At 72.8% G+C, this 19991-nt stretch carries 15 protein-coding genes; 8 read left to right on the top strand and 7 right to left on the bottom strand.

Annotated features, from left to right (window positions below):
* Both JHD21_RS03660 and JHD21_RS03655 read right to left on the bottom strand, forming a co-directional pair.
* Nucleotides 1-762 (bottom strand): hypothetical protein (locus JHD21_RS03660; RefSeq protein WP_292671721.1); only part of this gene is annotated, 762 nt, incomplete at its 3' end.
* A gap of 4 nt (nt 763-766) precedes the next feature.
* A complete protein-coding gene (locus tag JHD21_RS03655; RefSeq protein ID WP_292671720.1) occupies nt 767-1498 on the bottom strand; it encodes a protein phosphatase 2C domain-containing protein in 732 nt (243 codons plus the stop codon).
* 27 nt (nt 1499-1525) lie between these two features.
* On the opposite strand from JHD21_RS03655, the gene JHD21_RS03650 reads away from it, so the two are divergent.
* From JHD21_RS03650 to JHD21_RS03630, 5 genes are all read left to right on the top strand, one after another.
* Nucleotides 1526-3898 (top strand): helicase-associated domain-containing protein, encoded by a 2373-nt coding sequence (locus tag JHD21_RS03650; RefSeq protein WP_292671719.1) that lies wholly within the window; start codon nt 1526-1528, stop codon nt 3896-3898.
* Nucleotides 3899-3907: 9 nt separating this feature from the next.
* The gene (locus JHD21_RS03645; RefSeq protein ID WP_292671717.1) at nt 3908-4453 is read left to right on the top strand and encodes a CGNR zinc finger domain-containing protein; all 546 of its coding nucleotides are present in this window, start codon (nt 3908-3910) and stop codon (nt 4451-4453) included.
* Entirely contained in the window at nt 4446-6095 is a 1650-nt protein-coding gene (locus tag JHD21_RS03640; protein WP_292671715.1) for a DNA repair helicase XPB, read from the top strand. Before JHD21_RS03645 ends, JHD21_RS03640 begins: the two co-directional genes overlap by 8 nt.
* Before the next feature lie 88 nt (nt 6096-6183).
* On the top strand, nt 6184-7848 hold the full coding sequence (locus JHD21_RS03635; RefSeq protein ID WP_292671714.1) for a hypothetical protein: 1665 nt from the start codon (nt 6184-6186) through the stop codon (nt 7846-7848).
* Complete coding sequence (locus JHD21_RS03630) at nt 7848-9479, top strand: hypothetical protein (RefSeq protein ID WP_292671713.1); 1632 nt, start codon at nt 7848-7850, stop codon at nt 9477-9479. Before JHD21_RS03635 ends, JHD21_RS03630 begins: the two co-directional genes overlap by 1 nt.
* Nucleotides 9480-9541: 62 nt before the next feature.
* On the opposite strand, the gene JHD21_RS03625 is transcribed toward JHD21_RS03630, so the two are convergent.
* The 5 genes from JHD21_RS03625 to JHD21_RS03605 all read right to left on the bottom strand — a co-directional run bounded on the left by JHD21_RS03625 (nt 9542) and on the right by JHD21_RS03605 (nt 16144).
* Nucleotides 9542-10216, bottom strand: coding sequence for a hypothetical protein (locus tag JHD21_RS03625; RefSeq protein ID WP_292671712.1), 675 nt, complete (start codon nt 10214-10216; stop codon nt 9542-9544).
* A 120-nt stretch (nt 10217-10336) separates the two neighbouring features.
* Nucleotides 10337-11005 (bottom strand): hypothetical protein, encoded by a 669-nt coding sequence (locus JHD21_RS03620; RefSeq protein ID WP_292671711.1) that lies wholly within the window; start codon nt 11003-11005, stop codon nt 10337-10339.
* A gap of 219 nt (nt 11006-11224) precedes the next feature.
* A complete protein-coding gene (locus tag JHD21_RS03615; protein ID WP_292671709.1) occupies nt 11225-12823 on the bottom strand; it encodes an NAD(P)/FAD-dependent oxidoreductase in 1599 nt (532 codons plus the stop codon).
* Nucleotides 12820-14016, bottom strand: a complete 1197-nt coding sequence (locus tag JHD21_RS03610; protein WP_292671708.1) for an aminomethyltransferase family protein — start codon at nt 14014-14016, stop codon at nt 12820-12822. The genes JHD21_RS03615 and JHD21_RS03610 overlap by 4 nt, the downstream gene beginning before the upstream one ends.
* Nucleotides 14017-14026: 10 nt before the next feature.
* Nucleotides 14027-16144, bottom strand: a complete 2118-nt coding sequence (locus JHD21_RS03605) for a prolyl oligopeptidase family serine peptidase (RefSeq protein WP_292671707.1) — start codon at nt 16142-16144, stop codon at nt 14027-14029.
* Here JHD21_RS03605 and JHD21_RS03600 point away from each other — a divergent pair.
* The 3 genes from JHD21_RS03600 to JHD21_RS03590 are packed head-to-tail and all read left to right on the top strand — an operon-like array spanning nt 16091 to nt 19988.
* A complete protein-coding gene (locus tag JHD21_RS03600) occupies nt 16091-18022 on the top strand; it encodes an ABC transporter substrate-binding protein (RefSeq protein ID WP_292671706.1) in 1932 nt (643 codons plus the stop codon). The genes JHD21_RS03605 and JHD21_RS03600 overlap by 54 nt on opposite strands.
* Entirely contained in the window at nt 18019-19071 is a 1053-nt protein-coding gene (locus JHD21_RS03595; RefSeq protein ID WP_292671704.1) for an ABC transporter permease, read from the top strand. The genes JHD21_RS03600 and JHD21_RS03595 overlap by 4 nt, the downstream gene beginning before the upstream one ends.
* Nucleotides 19068-19988: an ABC transporter permease gene (locus tag JHD21_RS03590; protein WP_292671702.1), complete on the top strand. Its 921-nt coding sequence runs from the start codon at nt 19068-19070 to the stop codon at nt 19986-19988. Before JHD21_RS03595 ends, JHD21_RS03590 begins: the two co-directional genes overlap by 4 nt.
* The last annotated feature ends 3 nt before the right edge of the window (nt 19989-19991 follow it).

Here is a 19991-nt window from a genome sequence, read left to right as displayed (position 1 = left end):
GGGCGGTGGCGGACCGGTCAGGGTCAGCCCGTCGTGCTCGACCGGGGGCTCCGGGATCCAGTCCGGCGGCTCGGGCGAGCGGACCGGCACCTCGGCGGGCTCGTCCACGGGCGCCCAGATCGGGGCGTCGTCCACCTCAGCCTCGGAGACCTCGGGGACCTCGGGGGTCTCGGGGACCTCCAGAAGCTCCGGGACCTCGGGAGCCGGCGGGACCACCGGCACGGCGGGCAGCGGGATGACGCCGCCGGTCCCGCCGGTCTCGGGCGACTCCACGACATGGAGGGCACGCACCCGCCGCCCGGCCTCGCCGGCCTGGCGGGTCTCCTCGAGCTGCGAGACCCGGAACAGCCCGCCGTCCACGACGTACGGCGCGGCCGACTCGTCGTCCGGCGGCGGCTCGAGCTCGACCAGCGTCCGCTCGACACCCACCAGCGACCGCTCCGCCCAGGTCGTGGCGCTCGACCCCTCGACGACGACCTCCTCACCGTCGACGGTGAACCTCGCGACGGCCGCACCCCGGATCACCACGTCCGTCTGGCCCTCATCGGTGCTCACCAGGACGAAGCCGGGCAGGTCCCGCAGGCCGGCTGAGATCAGCGCGTCGAGGGTGACGTCGAAGCCGGCGCCCTCGTCGACCAGCTCCCACAGTGCCGGGACCCGCGCCTTCTCGGTCGGCGGCAGCGCCACCAGGGCGCGTTCGCCGACCAGGCCGAACCACGTGCCGGGCCGGTAGGACCGGAGCGGGGAGCTGGTGCCGGACACGCGCTCATCCCACCACATGCAGGACGACCGCGGTGGCGTTGTCCTCGCCGCCCGCGTCGAGCGCGGCGGCCACCAGGGCCCGGGCCGCGGCGGCGGGGTCCGGCTCGGCGGCCAGGATGCGCTCGATCACCGGGTCGTCGATGAGCCCGTTGATGCCGTCGGTGCAGATCAGCAGCCGGTCCCCCGCGCTGACCGGGAGCCACGACAGGTCCGGCTCGGTGAACCCGGGCCCACCCAGCGCGCGGGTGATCACGTGCCGATCGGGGTGGTCGGCCACCTCGTCCTCGGTGATCTCGCCGGAGTCGAGGAGGTCCTGGACCAGGCTGTGGTCGCGGCTCACCTGCTCCAGCACGCCACCGGTCATCCGGTAGATCCTCGAGTCCCCGAGGTTGACGACCAGCCAGACCGGGTCGGCGCCGTCCACCAGCACGAGGCCGGCCACCGTCGTGCCGGGAGCCGCGCGCCCCACCCCACCGGCTCCGTGCTGCTCGATCCGCCGCTGGCTCGCCTCGAGCGCGGCCACGACCGCCTGCGGGGCGGAGTCGGCGTCGTACGTCGCGTCGGCGAGCCTGGTGAACTCCTCGACGACGACCGCGCTCGCGACGTCGCCGCCGGCGTGACCACCCATGCCGTCGGCGACCAGGAAGACCGGCGGCGCGGTCAGGTGCGCGTCCTCGTTGACCTCGCGGACCCGGCCGACGTCGGTCGCGGCGGCGAAGCGGAGCTCGAGGGTCACGCGGGGCACCCCAGTAGCGTTGCTCTGATGGCCACGCAGGGATTCCGCTCGCTCGCCGACCAGCTCAGGAGCTGGCCGGACGCGCGGCTGTCCCGCCTGCTCTCCGAGCGTCCCGACCTCGCCACTCCGGCCCCCCATGACTCCGCCCAGCTGGCCTCGCGAGCGGCCACCCGGTCCTCGATCCTGCGTGCGCTGGACCAGCTGACCCGCGCCGAGCTTGCGGTGCTCGACGCGCTGGTGCTCTTACCCCACGAAAGCGCTAGTGGCGCTGCGCGCGGCGAACGCTTCCGCGGGGACCCCGAAAACTACCCGACCGGCCGGTCCAGCGTGGACCGGCTGCGGGAGTTGGTCAACGCCGACGCCGCCGCCGTGGACGCCGCCGTCGAGCGGCTGCTCGACCTCGCGCTCGCCTGGGAGTCGACCGGCGGCCTGCGCGCGCTGACCGGCGTGGCCGACGGCCTGACCGGTGGGCCCGAGCAGGGCGTGAGCGGCCTGCGCCCGTTCACCGACCCGCCCCCGCCCGCGGCCGCCGTCGCCGGGTCGCTGGCCGCGCTCTCCGAGCCGGCGCGGGCCCTGCTCGAGCACGTGGTCGACGCCGGCGGCGAGGCGACCACCGGCTCGGCCCGGGTCACCGTGCTGCCCGAGGACGCGGCCACCCCCGCGGAGGAGCTCCTGTCCCGGCGGCTGCTGGTCCCCCGCGCCGGGAGCCCGGCGGTCGTCCCCGGCGAGGTCGGGGTCGCCGTCCGAGGAGGGCACACCACGGCCGAGCCGGTCGACGACGTCCCGTCACTGGCCACGTCCACCCGGGACGCCGCGCAGGTCGACCGGACCGCGGCAGGTGCGGCGTTCGAGGCCGTCCGGCGCCTCGAGCTGCTCCTCGACCGCTGGGGTGCCTCCCCGCCGTCCGCGCTGCGCAGCGGCGGGCTCGGGGTGCGCGACCTGCGGGCGACCGCGACCGCGCTGCACCTCGACGAGCCGACCGTCGCCCTCCTGGTCGAGACCGCCGCGGGCGCCGGACTGGTCACGACGGTCGCCGACGGGACCGGCAACCCGGTGTGGCTGCCGACCGACCTGTTCGACGCCTGGGTCCAGCGGCCGACCGCCGAGCGCTGGACGTCGCTGGTGCGGGTGTGGCTCGACAGCCCCCGGATGCCCGGGCTGGTGGGGTCGCGCGACCCGGCCGGCAAGACCTGGAACGCGCTCGCCCCCGAGCTCGCGGCCGTGCACATGCCGGAGACCCGCCGGATGACGCTGGGGGCGCTCGAGCAGCTCCCGGCCGGCGAGGTGCTGGCCGCCGGCACGGGCGTCCCGTCCGTGGTGGCGCTGCTCTCGTGGCAGCGCCCGCGGCGCCCGCGGCTGCGGGCCGAGCAGGTGCTGTGGAGCCTCACCGAGGCGGCGATGCTCGGGGTCACCGGTCTCGACGGGCTGGCGTCGTACGCCCGCCTGCTGCTCACCGACGACGACGCGGCGGCGGGCAAGACGCTCGCGGCCCTCCTGCCCCAGCCGGTCGAGCACGTGCTGCTCCAGGCCGACCTGACCGCGGTGGCTCCGGGCCCGCTGGAGTCCGCGCTGGCCCGCAAGCTCCAGCTCCTCGCGGAGGTGGAGTCCCGGGGAGGCGGAGCCGTCTACCGGTTCACGCCGGGGTCGGTCCGGCGCGCGCTGGACATCGGCTGGACCGCGACCGAGCTGCACGAGTTCCTGGCCTCGGTCTCGCGCACGCCGGTGCCGCAGCCGCTGGAGTACCTCGTGGACGACACCGCGCGCACGTTCGGCACGATCCGGGTCGGCCACGCCGAGGCCTACCTGCGCGCCGACGACGAGACCGCGCTGACCGAGCTGCTGCACCACCCTCAGGCCACCGCCCTGGGCCTGCGCCGGCTGGCGCCGACGGTGCTGACCAGCACCACCCCGCTCGACGTCCTCCTCCCCCGGCTCCGGGACCTGGGGGCGGCGCCCGTGGTCGAGGCCGCGGACGGCACCGTCCACGTCGCCCGCCCGGACCTGCGCCGGGCCCGGACCCCGCGCGAGCACCGCCCCGGTCACGGTCCGCTCGGCGTCGACGCGGCCCGCTCGGCCCGGCGTACCGCCGCCGTCGCCTCGGTGGTCACCGCCATCCGGGCGGGCGACCGGGCCGCCGCGACCCGGCCCGCCGGGCCCGAGCCCGCCTCGACCCCGTCGGGGTCGCTGGCCGCGCTCCGGGACGCCGCCGAGGTGGGTGCGGTCGTGGTCATCTCCTACGTCGACAACCACGGCACCCGGACCGAGCGCGTGGTCGAGCCGGTCTCCGTCGAGGGCGGCGTGCTCACCGCCCACGACCACCGCACCGACGACACCCGCACCTTCGCGGTGCACCGGATCACGACCGTGCGGCCGGTCGATGACCCTTCACCCGCTCCGTAGACTCGGTAGGTGGACTTCGTCAGGTACGCCGAGCGGTCGGCCGTGCTGCTCAACACCGACCTGCCGGACCTCGACGCCCTGCGCGAGCACCTTGCCGGCCGGGACTGGCTGGTGGAGCAGAGCCTCGACCGCGACTGCATGCTGCTGCGCAAGTTCCAGCGCGAGCTGCGCCCGGTCTTCGAGGCCTCGGCCGCGGGGGACGCCGCGCTGACCGTCGAGCTGCTCAACGACCTCATGGTCCGCCACCCGATCACGCCGCGCATCTCCGACCACGCCGGCGACCTGCACATCCACGCCGCCTCCAAGTCCCAGTCGGTGGCCGAGCTCCTGGTCGGCGAGGCGCTGCTCGGGCTGGCCAACCTGGTCTGCGACCTCGGCCCGACCCGGCTCGGCGTCTGTGACGCCGACCGCTGCGACCACGTCTACGTCGACACCTCCCCCAACGCCTCGCGCCGATACTGCTCGGACCGCTGCTCCTCGCGGGCCAACGTGGCGGCGTACCGGGCGCGCCAGAAGGAGACGCAACAGCAGTCGGGAGCGGCGCAAAGTGCATGACGGACCGCTCATCGTCCAGTCCGACAAGACGCTGCTGCTCGAGGTCGACCACGAGCGCGCCGGCGAGTGCCGCCGCGCGATCGCACCGTTCGCCGAGCTGGAGCGCTCGCCCGAGCACATCCACACCTACCGGCTGACGCCGCTCGGCCTCTGGAACGCCCGCGCCGCGGGTCACGACGCCGAGCAGGTCGTCGACACGCTGCTGGAGTTCAGCAGGTACGCCGTTCCGCACGCGCTGCTCGTCGACGTCGCCGAGACGATGGCCCGCTACGGCCGGCTGCGGCTGGAGAAGCACCCGACGCACGGCCTGGTCCTGGTGAGCAGCGACCGGCCCGTCCTGGAGGAGGTGCTCCGCGCCAAAAAGATCGCCGGGATGATCGGCGACCGGATCGACGACGACACGGTCGTCGTGCACGGCTCCGAGCGCGGCAACCTCAAGCAGGCCCTGCTCAAGATCGGCTGGCCCGCCGAGGACTACGCCGGCTACGTCGACGGCGAGGCGCACCCGATCGCGCTGGACCAGGCCGAGTGGCACCTGCGCGACTACCAGCGTGACGCCGCCGAGTCGTTCTGGCACGGCGGCTCGGGCGTGGTCGTGCTCCCCTGCGGCGCCGGCAAGACGCTGGTGGGCGCGGCCGCGATGGCGCACGCCCAGGCCACCACGCTGATCCTGGTCACCAACACCGTGAGCGCCAGGCAGTGGAAGGACGAGCTGGTCCGGCGTACGTCCCTGACCGCCGACGAGATCGGCGAGTACTCCGGCTCGGTCAAGGAGGTCCGTCCGGTCACCATCGCGACCTACCAGGTGATGACCACCAAGCGGCAGGGCGTCTACCGGCACCTCGAGCTGCTCGACGCCCGCGACTGGGGCCTGATCATCTACGACGAGGTGCACCTGCTGCCCGCCCCGATCTTCCGGATGACCGCCGACCTCCAGGCCCGCCGCCGGATCGGGCTCACCGCGACCCTGGTGCGGGAGGACGGCCGCGAGGGCGACGTGTTCTCGCTGATCGGGCCGAAGCGCTACGACGCGCCGTGGAAGGACATCGAGTCACAGGGCTGGATCGCACCGGCCGACTGCGTCGAGGTGCGGGTGACCCTGCCGACCGACGAGCGCCTCGTCTACGCGACCGCGGAGCCCGAGGAGCGCTACCGGCTCGCGTCCTGCACGCACCAGAAGATCGACGTCGTGAAGGACCTGGTCGCCCGGCACCCGGGTCAGCCGACGCTGGTCATCGGCCAGTACCTCGACCAGCTCGACGAGCTCGGTCTCGCGCTGGACGCGCCGGTCATCAAGGGCGACACCACGGTCAAGGAGCGGCAGCGGCTGTTCGACGCGTTCCGGTCCGGCGAGGTCGGCCTGCTGGTCGTCTCCAAGGTGGCCAACTTCTCCATCGACCTGCCCTCGGCCGAGGTGGCGATCCAGGTGTCCGGCTCGTTCGGCTCCCGCCAGGAGGAGGCCCAGCGGCTCGGCCGGATCCTGCGGCCGAAGTCCGAGGGCAAGACCGCGCACTTCTACACGGTCGTCTCCCGCGACACGGTGGACGCCGAGTTCGCCCAGCACCGGCAGCGGTTCCTGGCCGAGCAGGGCTACGCGTACCGGATCGTCGACTCCGACGGGCTGGACGAGCTGCTCGCCTGAGCCGGGTCGGATACCACGCCGCCCGGGGGCGGTCAAGACCCCGTTCGACCCATCGTGACGCCCCCCTGCGAAGGACTAGTTTCCAGAGGTGCACCCGACCTTCCGCCCGCTCGCCGCGCTCGGAGCGGCCGCCCTGGCCACGGCGACCCTGGCCCTGCCCTCCGGCACCGCGGCCGCGGCCGTGTGGCCGGCGCCGGGAACCCTGCCCGGGCTGACCGGCTACGTCCAGAACACCAACGTCGCGATCGCCCCCGACGGCACCGTCACCGCCGCGCTCCTGATGTACGACGACGCCACCGACACCAACCGGGTGGTCACCAGCAGCCGGCCGCCGCGGGGCGCCTGGTCGCCGCCGGTGACCCTCAGCGCACCGACGGTGGAGTCCACCGAGCCGGCCATCGCGATCGGGCCCGACGGCACCACGACCATCGCGTGGCGGCTCGCACCCACCGAGGACGACTTCGTCGTGCAGGCGAGCACCCGGGCCCCCGGCAAGGGCTGGTCGCCCGTCCAGTCCGTGTCCGCGCAGAGCACCGATGAGTACGTCTCCGGCATGACCAACCCCGAGGTGCGCCTGGCCGCCGCCACCGACGGCAGCGTCACCGCGGTGTGGCCGCAGTGGATCGCCACCCCGGGCAGCGAGCACTTCGAGGTGCAGACCGCCACCCGCTCGGCTGCTGGGACATGGTCGGCACCCGACACCTTGGACACCAGGGAGTGGGAGCACCGCACCCCCGAGCTCGCCGCCGGGCCGAACGGCCAGGTGGCCGTCGCGTGGGGGATCCCGGGGTCGGGCGGTGCCGACGACGGCGTCTTCGTCCGGATCCGGCAGGGCGCCGGCGCCTGGGGACCGCGGCAGCGGCTCGGCAACGAGTACTGGGGCGGCCGGGCAGACCTCGCGTACGCCCCGGACGGCACCCTCGGCGTGTTGTGGGCCAGCGGGTTCAACACCCCCACCGTCGCCACCCTGCCGCCGGGCGGCCGGTGGTCGACCCCCCGCGTCATCTCGAAGGTGAAGGTCAACCGGATCGAGCTCCAGCTCGCCGCCGGGCCCGGCCCACGGTTCGCGGCCACCTGGACCTCGGACGAGAACGGCAACTACGACCAGGAGCACGTCTACGCCGCCACCGGCGGCGCGACCGGCCCGTGGCTCTCCCAACCCGTCGCGGCGGCCACCAGCGGCTCACCGGTGGTGACCGTGAAGAGCGACGGCACCGCGGTGGTCATGTGGCTCTGGCGGGCACCCACCACCTACGACTACGTCATCCAGGCGAGCGTCCAGCCACCGGGCGGCGCCTGGGAGCCCCCCTCGACGGTGCGGGACGTGCCCACCGACGCCAGCGCCTACCAGGTCGCCCTCGCCGGCGGACCGGGCGGCAGCCTGACCGCGATGTGGGCGGAGTACGACGCCGCCGACGTCGCGACGACGTACACCTCGATCCAGGACCCGGCCGCACCGAAGACCGGGAAGGTCAAGGGACCGAAGCAGATCGAGCAGACGAAGAAGGGGGTCTTCAAGTTCACCGGTCCGGCTGGAGCGACCTACCAGTGCCGGGTCGACAAGACCCGCAAGCAGCAGCAGGGCACGAGGGAGACGGACCGCAAGAAGCCCGTGCCGTGGAAGCCCTGCACGTCCCCGTACAAGGTCAAGGCCAAGAAGCTCAAGCCGGGCAAGCACACGGTCTACGTGCGGGCCGTGCAGTTCGGTCTCGTCGACCCCACCCCGTCCAAGCGGAAGTTCGAGGTGCAGTGATGTCCCGCCGCCTCCTGGTCGCCACGCTCGGCGCCGCCCTCGCCCTGACCGGCCTCACCGCCGTCCCGGCGCACGCGGCGACCTGGCCCGCGCCGGTCGTGGTGGCCGGACCGACCCCGGACCCCTTCACCTTCCGCTACGACCCGCAGACCGTGGTCACTCCAGACGGCACCACGGTCGCGAGCTGGGTCGAGACCGGCAGCGTCGACTCGGTGATGGTTGCCGAGCGACCGGCCGGCGGGGCCTGGAGCACACCGGTCCCGGTGGCACCCGCCAACGTGTGGGGCAACCAGCTGGCGGTGGGCCCCGACGGGACGCTGGCGATCGTCTACCAGAACGTGGTGGCCAGCAAGGTCGTCGTCAGCGCCGTCGTCCGGCCCCCGGGTGGCGCGTGGGGCACGCCCGTGCCGCTCTCCGACACCACGCTCTCAGCCAGCAGCGCCAACGTCGCCGTGGGAGCCGGCGTGGTCACGGCGGTGTGGGTCGAAGGCACGGGGGCGGCGTCCAAGCCGATGGTCAGCACCCGTCCTCTGGGCGCTGCCGGCACTTTCGGCAGTGCGACCCCCTTCGTCGACGCCGGGGTCTCGGGAATCGACGTGGCGGCGAGCGCCGCCGGCACGCTGGTCTCCTGGGTGCTGTCGTCGGACCCCGCCGACTCCTACGCCGCCAGCACGGTCCGGGCGAGCTTCCGGCCCGTCGCCGGCGCCTGGGAAGCACCGGTGTCGCTGTCCGAGACCGGCCGCCGGACCCAGGTCGCCGAACCGGCCATCGGCGCCAACGGCACCATGGCCGTGGCATGGGAGTCCCGCCTGCCCACCACGGCCGGCTACTACACCTCGGCGCGCACGCTGGCCGCGATCAGGCCGCCCGGAAGCGCCTGGGGGGCCCAGTCGCTGCTGTCCGATCCGGAGATCGAGGGCACCCGCCCGCACGTCGGCGTCGGTCCCGACGGCGCGGCCACCGTGGTGTGGACGTCGTACGACGGGGCGACCGACAAGGTCGCGACCCGGGTCCACCGCAGCGGCGCGTGGGAGCCACAGGTCGACCTGACCCAGTCGATCGACTCCGAGTCCGAGCCGCGGCTGGCGGTCAGCCCCGACGGCACCGCCGTCGTGGAGTTCTCCAACCTCGCGAACGGCATCGGCGTCGCGATCCGCCCCCCGGGCCGCGCATGGCAGCCGACCGACTTCATCGCTCCCGCCGCACAGGCCGGCTACGACCGCGCGCTCGCCGTCGGAGCCCGCACGGTCGCGGTCGTGTGGACCTACGGGAACGGCGACATCCTGATGGCTGTCGTCGCCGACAACCTGCTGCCGCTCCCGCAGCCGACCGCCGAGACCGGTCGGATCACCGGGCCGAAGAAGATCGAGAAGGGCGAGAAGGCGCGGTACGCCTTCTCGGGCGCGCCGGCGGAGGTCACCTTCGAGTGCCGCGTCGACAAGACCCGCAAGCAGCAGACCGGGGCGACCGGCCCGAAGGGGAAGAAGCCGGTCCCCTGGCGCGACTGCGACTCGCCGGTGAAGGTGAAGACCAAGAAGCTGAGGCTCGGCAAGCACACCCTCTACGTGCGGGCCGTGCTCGACGGCGTCCCCGACCCGACCCCGTCGAAGAAGAAGTTCAAGGTGACGTGACGTCGACGCCTGTCGGCCGAGGCCGGCATCCAGGTGCCCGACGCATGCCGCCCTGCTGAGCGTCAGCCCAGGACGCGAAGGACGATCATCAGCTCACAGTTGCCCGCGAGGAAGGCCCGCACCCCGAGGGACACGTCGACCCAGGCGCCCTGGGGTCCGGATCGGACGGTCCCCTCGTAGGCCGTCGTGGCAGTCCCCTCGCCCGGAATGGCGAGCGCCGCCGGCTCGAGGCCCGACAGACCAACACTGAGGAGCGCTGTGGGGAACCTGTCCGGGCCCACGTTCGTCACCTGCACCCCAGAGAGCTGAAGGGCGTCGGGGGCCAACGACGCGGGGTCGATCGCGACCGCGGCCCTCGTCTCCCCGCCGTTCATCGTGCACGTGGGGCGGAACCGCAGCCCACCCACCGTCTGAGCTGGGAGCGCGGTCCCAGCGGGGACGGTGTGAATGATCGTCACCGGCGCCGCGGGCAGCACACCGTCGGCCAGGTCGGCCTTGCCCAGCGAGCCGTCGGCGACCTTGGCGCCCGTCACCGCACCGTCCTTGATGGTCGCCGTGCGGACCGCCTTCTTCTTGATCTTCTTCGTGGTCACCGCGGCCTTCTTCAGCTGCTTGGTGCCGACGCTGTTGGCGGCCAGGCCGGCCGCGACGGCGGTGCCGCCCAGGGCGACCACGAGGGCGAGCAGCGAGATCGCCAGGGAGAGGCGCGGGACGGCGGGTGCGGGACGACGCGGCATGGGGGGACCTCTCCGAGCGTGGACAAGGACCGCCAGTCTGGGGGACCCGCTCCCTCCGCGGAAGGGCTGGACAGGAGCTCCGAGCGCGCGGTCACCGACCCCGAGGGGTCGACGCGACCGTCACCTGGTCCCGCGCCAGAGCTCGACGGACAGCACGACGAAGCACGCCGTGGCGACGACGCAGCCCGGCCAGGTGGCGTTGGAGACCATGAACGCCAACAGCGCGCCGAGCGTCGCCGCCGGGGCGTACCACCGCACGAGCCCGGCGCGCTGGAGAGCGAACGCCGCCAGCGGGAGCGCCAGCGCGAACCCGAGGAAGCCCGGCAGCTGGAAGTAGGGCATGCCCCACGAGATCTCCTCCATGCGGTCGTGCAGGGCGTTGACGCCCTCGGTCCCCCAGAGCTGACCGGCCGCGGAGTCGATCCAGTCGATGAACAGCATCCCCGGCAGCGTGGTCATTCCGGCGAAGGCGAGCACCGCGGCGATGTTGGCCAACCACACGCCGCGGTGGCGGACCAGGCTGGCGACGACGAGGGCGATGCCGATCCAGAAGGCGTAGGCCCAGTGATAGGCCAGCGACTTGATCTGGAGCGGGTCGGGGTGCTCGGCGTACTCCTGGAACATCGTGTCTCCGCTGATCCCGGCCGCCGGGTCCATCGCGGCGGCCAGGGTCAGGCAGAGGCCCGCGAGGACCGGCATGGCGACGAGGGCGTAGCGGCGGGCGCGGAGGCCGGCCGGCTGGGGCGGCGCGGTGATCCCCATGGGGGCGGTGTCGAGGTGCGTGGTCATGGCGACTCCTGGTGGCGCGTGCCGGCGGGACCGCCCCGCCGGATCGGGAGGAGTCGACCGGGCCCGTTGTCCCGCGCGGGAGGGACACGGCGGCACGACCTCCGGGACCCGCTCGGCGCGACACAGCACCCGACGTCGGGGACGTCCCTCGGCAGGCGCCGGCCCGTGTGCCGAGCCAGGAAGTGGCGGCTCGCGGGTCAGGAGGTGGCGACGCGAGGGTCAGGAAGTGGCGGCTCGCCGGTCGCGGAGGACCCGCTGGGCGGCCAGCCGGCCGGGCGACCCGATGACGCAGCCGCCGGGGTGGGTGCCGGAGCCGCACTGGTAGTAGCCGTCGATGGGGGTCGCGTACTGCGACCAGCCCGGCGCCGGGCGGAAGAAGTACATCTGTGGCGCCAGGAACTCGCCCGCGAAGATGTTGCCCTCGGTCAGGCCGGTGCGGGTCTCGATGTCGACCGGGGTGACGACCTCGCGCTGGAGCACGAGGTCGCCGAAGCCCGGGAAGTGCGACTCGAGGACGGCCTGAGCCTTGTCGCCGAAGGCCTCGCGCTCGGTCTCCCAGTCGCTCCCCCGCAGCTCGTAGGGCGCGTACTGCACGAAGCACGACAGGACGTGCTTGCCCGGTGGGGCCATGTCCGGGTCGACGACGGACTGGACCGCGGCGTCGATGTAGGGCTCGTCGGAGTACCAGCCGTACTTCGAGGCGTCGAAGGCGCGCTCGACGTACTCCATCGTCGGCCCGATGTTGAGGAAGCCGCCGAAGTGGTCGACGGTGTCCGGGAGCGCCGGGAACACCGGCAGGCCGTCCAGGGCGAAGTTGACCTTGGCGGAGACACCGCGGAACTTCATCCGCCGCACGTTGTCGACGAGGTCGAGCGGCAGCTCGCGGGGCTCGACGAGGTCGAGGAACGTACGCCGCGGGTCGAGCGCGGAGACCACGACCGGCGCCCGGAACTCGGTGCCGTCCTCCAGCACCACGCCCACGGCGCGACCGCCCTCGGTCAACACGGACGAGACCGCGGCACCGAGCCGGATCTCCGCCCCGTTGGCCACCGCGGCCCGGGCCAGCACCTGGGTGAACCCCCCGTTGCCGCCCTTGTGGAAGGCCCAGGAGCCCAGGTGTCCGTCGTGCTCGCCCATCTTGTGGAACAGCAGCACCAGCCCCGAGCCGGGCGACATCGGGCCCACCTTGGAGCCGATCACCGACGAGGAGGCGTGGTAGCCCTTGATCGCCTCGTGCTCGAAGTAGTCGTCGAGCCAGTCCGCGGCGCTGCCGGTCAGCAGCCGCACCAGGTCGTGCATCGTCTTCCGGTCCACCCCGCCGAGGTGGTCGAGCAGCCACTTGACGTCGACCTGGTCCTCGGGGTCGGTGCCGAAGACGTCGGGTGGCGGGTTGTCGAAGAGCGGCCGGACCACCTGGCAGACCCGGTCGAGGTCGCGGTGGTAGCGCTCGTAGGCGTCCACGTCGCGCGGCGAGTGCCGGCGGATCTCCTGCAGGTTCTGCTGGTGGTCGTCGCCGAAGAGCAGGTGGCCGCCGTCCCCGGTCGGGTGGAACGACGACGGCATCATCAGCGGCAGGAACCCGTGCCGCACCAGGTCGAGCTCGTGGATGATCTCGGGCCGCAGCAGGCTCAGCGCGTAGGAGAACGTGGTGAAAGAGAAGCCCGGCATGAGCTCCTCGGTGATCGCGGCGCCGCCGACCATCGCGTTCTTCTCCAGCACCAGCGTGCGCAGGCCGGCCTGGCCGAGGTACGCCGCGTGGGTCAGGCCGTTGTGGCCGCCGCCGACGACGATCGCGTCGAACTCGTGCGAGCTGCTCACGACTTCTTCCTCTCCGGGTCGAAGAACGGCATCGGCGCGGTGGTGACCCGCACCGTCGTGTTGTGGTGGGCGATCGCGAGCTCGAGCCGCAGGTCGGTGCCCGCCGCCGCGAGGTCGGGCCGGACCCGGGCGATGCCGATGTGCCGCTGGAGCACCGGCGAGTAGACGAAGCTGGTGCAGTAGCCGACCTCGGCGCCACCCTCGTCCAGCACCATCGACTCGTAGGGCAGCGGGTGCTCGGACTTGGGCGGGAAGAGCCCGGCCTCGCGGAAGATCCGGTCCCAGTCGGCCCAGTCGACGACGATGCCGGTCGTGAGCCACCGCGACGTCCCGTCGACGAGCTCGCGGCGGATCGCCTCGGAGCCGACGAAGCGGCGGGCGCCGTCGCGGACGCCGCGGAGCATCCACCCGAAGCCGAGCTCCCTAGGAGTGACCCGGTCGGCGTCGCTGAACGCGAGCCGGCTGTCGTGCCACTCGACGTCGATGAGCGGGAGGCCGGCCTCGATGCGCAGCGTCATCAAGGCCTCCTCGCCGAACGGCCGGATGCTGTGCGCGCCGCCGGCCTCCAGCACGGCGTCGAGGACCGCCACGGCGTCGGCGGCGGGCACGGTCAGCTCGTAGCCGAGGTCGCCGGTGTAGCCGGTCCGCGACAGCGTCACGGGGGTGTCCGCGATCTTGGCGGGGACGTGCTCGAAGTAGGCCAACGACTCGGCCTCGGGCGCCAGCGCCGCCAGCACCGCGCGGGAGCGGGGCCCCTGCACCGCCAGCATCCCGTAGTCGTCGGTGACGTCCTCGAGCTCGACCCGCATCCCGCAGCCGAGCTCTTCGAACCAGGACAGCGCCGGCCGCGCGGCGGTCAGCAGGAACTGGTCGGCCGAGTGCCGGAACACCACGCCGTCGTGCATGACGAAGCCCCGGTCGTCGCACCAGGCCGTGTAGTGCGCCTGCCCCGGCCGGCACGCCTTGACGTCGCGCACCAGCGCGCCCGCGAGCAGCCGCTCCGCGTCCGGCCCCGTGACGGCGTACTTGTAGAGCGGCGAGGTGTCGAACACGCCGACCGAGTTCCGCACCGCGAAGTACTCGTGCTTGGGGGCGTGCGAGTAGCGCAGGGGCGACAGGGTGCCCTGCCAGTGCGTGTAGAGTCCCTGGTCGTCGAGCTCGCTCAGCCGCGAGTGGAACGGGGTGGTGCGCACCGGCGTCACGCTACCCGCTACTGATCGGCGAGTCAGTAGTCGGCAACGCCCCGAGCCGGTCCAGCAGCCAGGCGTAGATCTCTGCCTCGTAGGCCAGGTGCGCGAACCGCCCGGCCGGGCCGACGTGGGCACCCGCGCCGGTCTCGACCCGGAACAGGCAGCGCGGCGACCACTCCGGGTCGGTCTCGCGGAGCCGGGCGACCCACTTGGCGGGCTCCCAGACCATCACCCGGGCGTCGTGCAGGGCGCCGGTGACCAGCAGGTCGGGACGCGAGCCGGGAGGCGGGACGTTGTCGTACGGCGAGTAGGCGAGCAGCCAGGCCAGGTCGGCCGCCCGGCGGGGGTCCCCCCACTCGTCCCACTCGTTGGCCGTGAGCGGGATCGTCGCGTCCAGCATCGTGGTGACCACGTCGACGAACGGCACCTCGGCCACCACGGCGCGCCACCGGCCGGGCCGCTGCGAGAACACCGCGCCCTGGAGCAGCCCACCGGCGCTCAGCCCCCGGGTGGCGATCCGCGACCCGTCGACCAGACCGGACGCCGCCAGTCCGTCGGCCACCGCGACGTGGTCGTCGAAGGTGTGCTGCTTGTGCTCGAGGCGGCCGTCCAGCCACCAGCGTCGACCGCCCTCCCCGCCGCCGCGGACGTGCGCGTGCACGTAGACGACGCCGCGGTCGAGCAGCGACGGGATCGCCGGGTCCCACTCCTGGTCGGGGTAGACCTCCTCGTAGGCGCCGTAGGCGTACATCACGCAGGCTGCCGAGCCGTCGAGCACGGTGTCCCGGTGCCGCAGGATCGTGGCCGGGACCGGCGTTCCGTCCGCCGACCGGAAGGAACGCCGCTCACCGACGTACGCCGCGGGGTCGAAGCCCGGCGCCTCCTTGCGCATCAGCTCGGTGCGCTCGCCGGTGACGAGCGAGACCGACGACCAGACCTGCGGCTGCAGGTAGGACTCGTCGACCACGATGATCCGGTCCAGGTCGTGCTCGACGTTGCGGTCGGGGGGCGCGGCGAGCGAGGCGATGTCGGAGACCGGCCGGACCACGATGCCCTCGCCGGTCAGGTCGTCGAGCCTCAGTATCCGCAGCTGGTGCCGCCCGGCGACGCGGGAGGTCAGCACCACGTGGCCCGCGTACGCGTCGGCTCGCTCCAGACGTTCGGCGGGGTCCTCGGCCCGCAGCGGCTGCCAGGCCGACGCGTCCTGGTCGCCCGCCTGCGGCACCGGGCAGCGGACGAGCCGGAACTCGCTCGCCCCGTCGTCGGTCACCAGCAGCAGCTCGTCGGACCCGTCGGGGTAGCGCAGGTGCTCGGCCCGGTACTCGACACCGCGGCGCCGGCCGCCCACCGACCGGGCCGGCGTGGTGGGCTCGTGCGCGTCGACGACCCACACCTCGCTGGTGTCGCGGTTGGCCGAGGAGATCACCACCAGGTCCCCGGTGCGGGAGGTCTCCACCTCGAGCTCGAACTGGACGTCGGCCTCCTCCACGACCAGCTCGTCAGCCGAGGTCGGGGTGCCGATCCGGTGCCGCCAGACCTGGTGCTGGCGCCACTGCTCGTCGTGCACGACGTAGAAGAAGTGCTCCGAGTCCGCCGACCACGTGCCCACGGGGGCCGACCGCGGCACGACGTCCTCGAGGTCCTGGCCGGTGGCGAGGTCGCGGAAGCGCAGCGTGTAGACCTCGTCGCCGTCGAAGTCCACCGAGTAGGCGAGCAGGCGGGTGTCCGGGGAGACGTCCCACTGCCCCAGCTCGACGTAGTCCCGGTCGCCGGCGAGCACGTTGACGTCGAGGAGGAGCTCCTCGGCCCCGCCGTGACGGCGGCGTAACAACTGGACGTACTCCCTTCCCGCGGGAAGGACGGTGTAGTAGGAATACCCGTGCTGCGGCCAACTGACCGACGAGTCAGTAGCCGGGACCCGTTCGGTCATCTCGGCACGCAGCTCCTGGATGAGGGGTGCCAGATGACCGGTCGCGACGTCGTACCACTTCCGCTCGGCTTCGAGGTGACCCACAACAGCGGGGCCCAGCCGCCGCATCCAGTGGTAGGGGTCGGGTCGCGGCGCACCGTGACCGGTGTGCTCGAACGGCTCCTGCGCCGCCACGGGCGGCCGTTGCGGAGGAGTGGTCACGGGCGGCACCGTACTCCCGCGCTGGCCGCGGCCGGCCTGCTCGTCCCGCTCGCGCTGACGGGCGCAGCGCTGGGGTCGTCAGGGCCGGCGACGGCCGCCGCGGAGGAGAAGCTCACCTTCACCGTCGGGATCCTCAACGAGGTCGACTCGTTCAACCCGTTCCTCGGGATCGAGGCCGAGTCCTACGAGATGTGGGCGCTGACCTACGACTACATGATCACCTACTCGATGGAGGACATGTCCCCCGAGCCTGGGCTCGCGGAGTCGTGGGAGACGTCGGACGACGGCCTGACCTGGACCTTCGACATCCGCGAGGGAGTGCTCTGGTCCGACGGGGAGCCGCTCACGGCGGCCGACATCGCCCACACCTACAACCGGATCCTCGACGGCGGCCCGGAGAGCTCGTCCTGGGGCTCCTACCTGACGTCGGTCACCTCCATCGAGGCTCCCGACGACGCGACCGTCGTGCTCACGCTCGAGAAGCCCAGCGCCGTCCTGCCGCTGCTCCCGATCCCGATCGTCCCCGAGCACGTGTGGTCCTCGGTCGACGAGAAGGCGGTGAAGTCGTACGCCGCCGAACCGACCGACGGCCAGCCGGTCGTGGGGTCCGGCCCGTTCCGGCTGGTCGAGGGGACCGCCGGCGGGTCGACGTACCGGTTCGAGAAGAACCCCGACTACTGGCAGGGCGAGTCGCGCCTGGACGAGGTCGTGTTCCGGGTCTACAAGAGCGAGGACCCGGCGGTGCAGGCGCTGATCAAGGGCGAGATCGACTTCGTCGAGGGGATCACCGCCCTCCAGGTGCGTGCACTGGAGGGCCAGGAGGGCATCACCGCGCAGAACGGCGACTCCCCCGGCTTCGACGAGATCGCGTTCAACGTCGGCGCCGTCGACACCGAGACGGGCGACCCGATCGGCGACGGTCACGAGGCGCTCAAGGACCCGGCGTTCCGGTTCGCGCTGAACTTCGCGCTCGACCGCGAGCAGATCATCGAGAAGGCCTACCAGGGCGCCGGCGACCCCGCGGACACGATCATCCCCGCGCTCTACGGCGATTACCACTGGTCCCCACCTGAGGAGGACGCCCCGGTCTTCGACCTCGCCCGTGCCGACGAGCTGCTGGAGGAGGCGGGCTACGGCAAGGCAGCCGACGGCAGCCGGCTGATGCCGGACGGCAGCGACTTCGGCACCCTGCGGCTGTTCGCCCGCAGCGAGAGCACGGTCTCGACCACGGTGATGGACTTCTTCGCCGAGTGGCTGGGCGAGCTCGGCATCGAGACCGAGACGACGGTGATGGAGAGCAACAAGCTCACCAACGTCATCCTCGACGGCGAGTTCGACGCGTTCGAGTGGGGCTGGTACGTCGAGCCCGACCCCGACTCGATGCTGGGCTACCTGACCTGCGACCAGCTCGCGGGGTGGAACGACGCGTGGTACTGCAACGAGGAGTACGACGCCCTCTACGCCCAGCAGAACGGCGAGAACGACGACGCGGCCCGGCAGGACCTCGTCAAGCAGATGCAGGAGATCCTCTACTACGACGCGCCCTACCTGGTCACGGCGTACAGCTCGGTCGCGGAGGCGTTCCGCAGCGACCGCTTCGCGTGCTTCCAGCCGCAGCCTGACCCGGGAGGCATCCTGCTCTTCCAGTACGGCATCAACAACTACCTCAACATGCGTCCGGCCGACGAGGCCGGCGACTGCGACGGCATCGCGACCGCCCTCGGCGCCAACGAGCCGGCGTCGGCGGGCGGCGACGGCTCCGACGACGAGGGCGGCAGCGCCGTGCTGATCGGGGTCGCCGTCCTGGCCGGGGTCGTGCTCCTCGTCGGGGGCGGCTGGGCGCTGCGCCGCCGGTCGACGGCCGCCGACCGCGAATGACCGAGCCGGCCGGCTCGGAGCCGGCGCCGGCCGCCGCCGCGGTGAGGGCGGCGGTCACCGGCAGGCGGCGCAGCTACGGCAGGTACGTCGCGGGCAAGGTCGCGGGGGCGGCGGGGAGCCTGGCCTTCGTCCTGGTGCTCGGGTTCTTCCTGTTCCGCGTGCTGCCGGGCGACCCGGCCAGGACGCTGGGCCGGGGGCGGTTCAAGACCCAGGACCAGCTCGAGGAGTTCCGTGCCCAGTACGGCCTCGACCAGCCGCTGCCGCAGCAGTTCCTGACCTATCTCAAGAACACGTTCAGCGGCGACCTGGGCGAGTCGCTGCGCTACCGGACCCCGGTCTCCGACCTGATCCTGGACCGGCTCTGGCCGACCCTGCTGCTGGTCGGCACCGCCACGCTGCTCGCGACGCTCATCGGGGTGTACCTCGGGGTGATCAGCGCGTGGAACCGCGGCAAGGCCACCGACAAGATCACGACCGGGACCACGCTCACGCTCTACTCGATGCCGGAGTGGTGGCTCGGCCTCCTGCTCATCGCGGCGTTCGCCGTCGGCATGGGCCCGTTGCCCGGCATCTTCCCGACGGGCGGCCTGCACTCGGTCGACGCCGAGCCGGGGACGATCGGCTACGTCGGCGACACGGCGCTGCACCTCGTGCTGCCCGTGCTCACCCTGGTGCTGGTCTATCTCGCCGACTTCTCGCTCATCATGCGCTCGTCGCTCCTCGACGAGATCGGCGAGGACTACCTGGTCACCGCCCGGGCCAAGGGGCTGCGCGACGTCGAGGTCCGCCGCCGGCACGCGACCCGCAACGCCCTGCTGCCGACCACCACGCTGATCGCCCTGTCGATCGGGTTCGTGGTCTCCGGGGCGATCACGGTGGAGACAGTCTTCTCGATCCCGGGGCTCGGTCTGCTCGCGACCGAGGCGCTCACCATCCCTGACTACTGGGTCCTCCAAGGGACCTTCCTGGTCACGTCGGCGGGCGTCATCCTCGCGAACCTGCTGGCCAACCTGGTCTACGGCCTCCTCGACCCGCGGGTGCGCTCATGACCACCCCGGCATCCGGCCCGGTCACGCTCACCCCGCGCCAGGTCACCCGGCGCCGGCGGGCGCTCGCCGCCCGGCGTACCTGGGCGAGCTTCCGCAGCCACCGCTCGGGGCTGTTCGGGCTGGCGCTGCTGAGCTTCTTCATCCTGGTGGCGCTGCTCGCGCCGGTGCTGGCCGACGGCGAGGGGCTCGAGGTCACCAAGGCCACCGGCGGGGTGCTCGAGTCGCCGGGCAGCGGTGGCTTCCTGCTCGGCACCGACGAGAACGGCCGCTCGATCGTCACCCTCCTGATCTGGGGCTCCCGGATCTCGCTGTTCGTCGGCCTGCTGGCGACGCTCATCGCGATGGTGATCGGCACCCTGGTCGGGCTCGCCTCCGGGTTCTTCGAGGGCTGGCCGGCCCGGGTGCTCTACCGGTTCACCGAGTGGTTCCTGGTGATCCCGTTCGTGCCGCTGGCGATCGTCCTCGCGACGGTGCTCGGCCGGTCGCTGCTCAACATCGTCATCGTCATCGGGATCACCGGCTGGGCGAGCACCGCGATGCTCATCAGGAGCCAGACCCTGTCGATCCGGGAGCGCCCCTTCGTCGAACGCGCCCGGGTCCTGGGGGCGGGCCGCTGGCACCAGATGTCGAGGCACGTGCTCCCCAACGTGATGCCGATGGTCTTCGCCAACACCACCCTGACCGTGGCCCTGGCCATCCTCGCCGAGACCACGCTGAGCTTCCTCGGGCTGGGCGACCCGACCCGGGTGTCCTGGGGCACCATGCTCGACGACGCGTTCTCGGTGGGCGCGATGACGACCGGCGCCTGGTGGTACATCATCCCGCCGGGTGTCTGCGTCGTCCTCGTCGTGCTGGCGTTCACGTTGGTCGGCCAGGCCCTCGAAGAGGTCTTCAACCCGCGGCTGAAGGGCCGGTGAACG

Source organism: Nocardioides sp. (assembly GCF_016462705.1).
GTDB lineage: Bacteria > Actinomycetota > Actinomycetes > Propionibacteriales > Nocardioidaceae > Nocardioides.
The sequence above is the reverse complement of the archived record's forward strand: the minus strand, read 5'-3'. Positions and strand labels throughout refer to the sequence as shown.

Coding starts and splice junctions, on each gene's coding strand:
- JHD21_RS03630 (WP_292671713.1), top strand. CDS start 7,848: ATGTCCCGCCGCCTCCTGGTCGCCACGCTCGGCGCCGCCCTCGCCCTG.
- JHD21_RS03620 (WP_292671711.1), bottom strand. CDS start 11,005: ATGACCACGCACCTCGACACCGCCCCCATGGGGATCACCGCGCCGCCC.
- JHD21_RS03650 (WP_292671719.1), top strand. CDS start 1,526: ATGGCCACGCAGGGATTCCGCTCGCTCGCCGACCAGCTCAGGAGCTGG.
- JHD21_RS03625 (WP_292671712.1), bottom strand. CDS start 10,216: ATGCCGCGTCGTCCCGCACCCGCCGTCCCGCGCCTCTCCCTGGCGATC.
- JHD21_RS03590 (WP_292671702.1), top strand. CDS start 19,068: ATGACCACCCCGGCATCCGGCCCGGTCACGCTCACCCCGCGCCAGGTC.
- JHD21_RS03595 (WP_292671704.1), top strand. CDS start 18,019: ATGACCGAGCCGGCCGGCTCGGAGCCGGCGCCGGCCGCCGCCGCGGTG.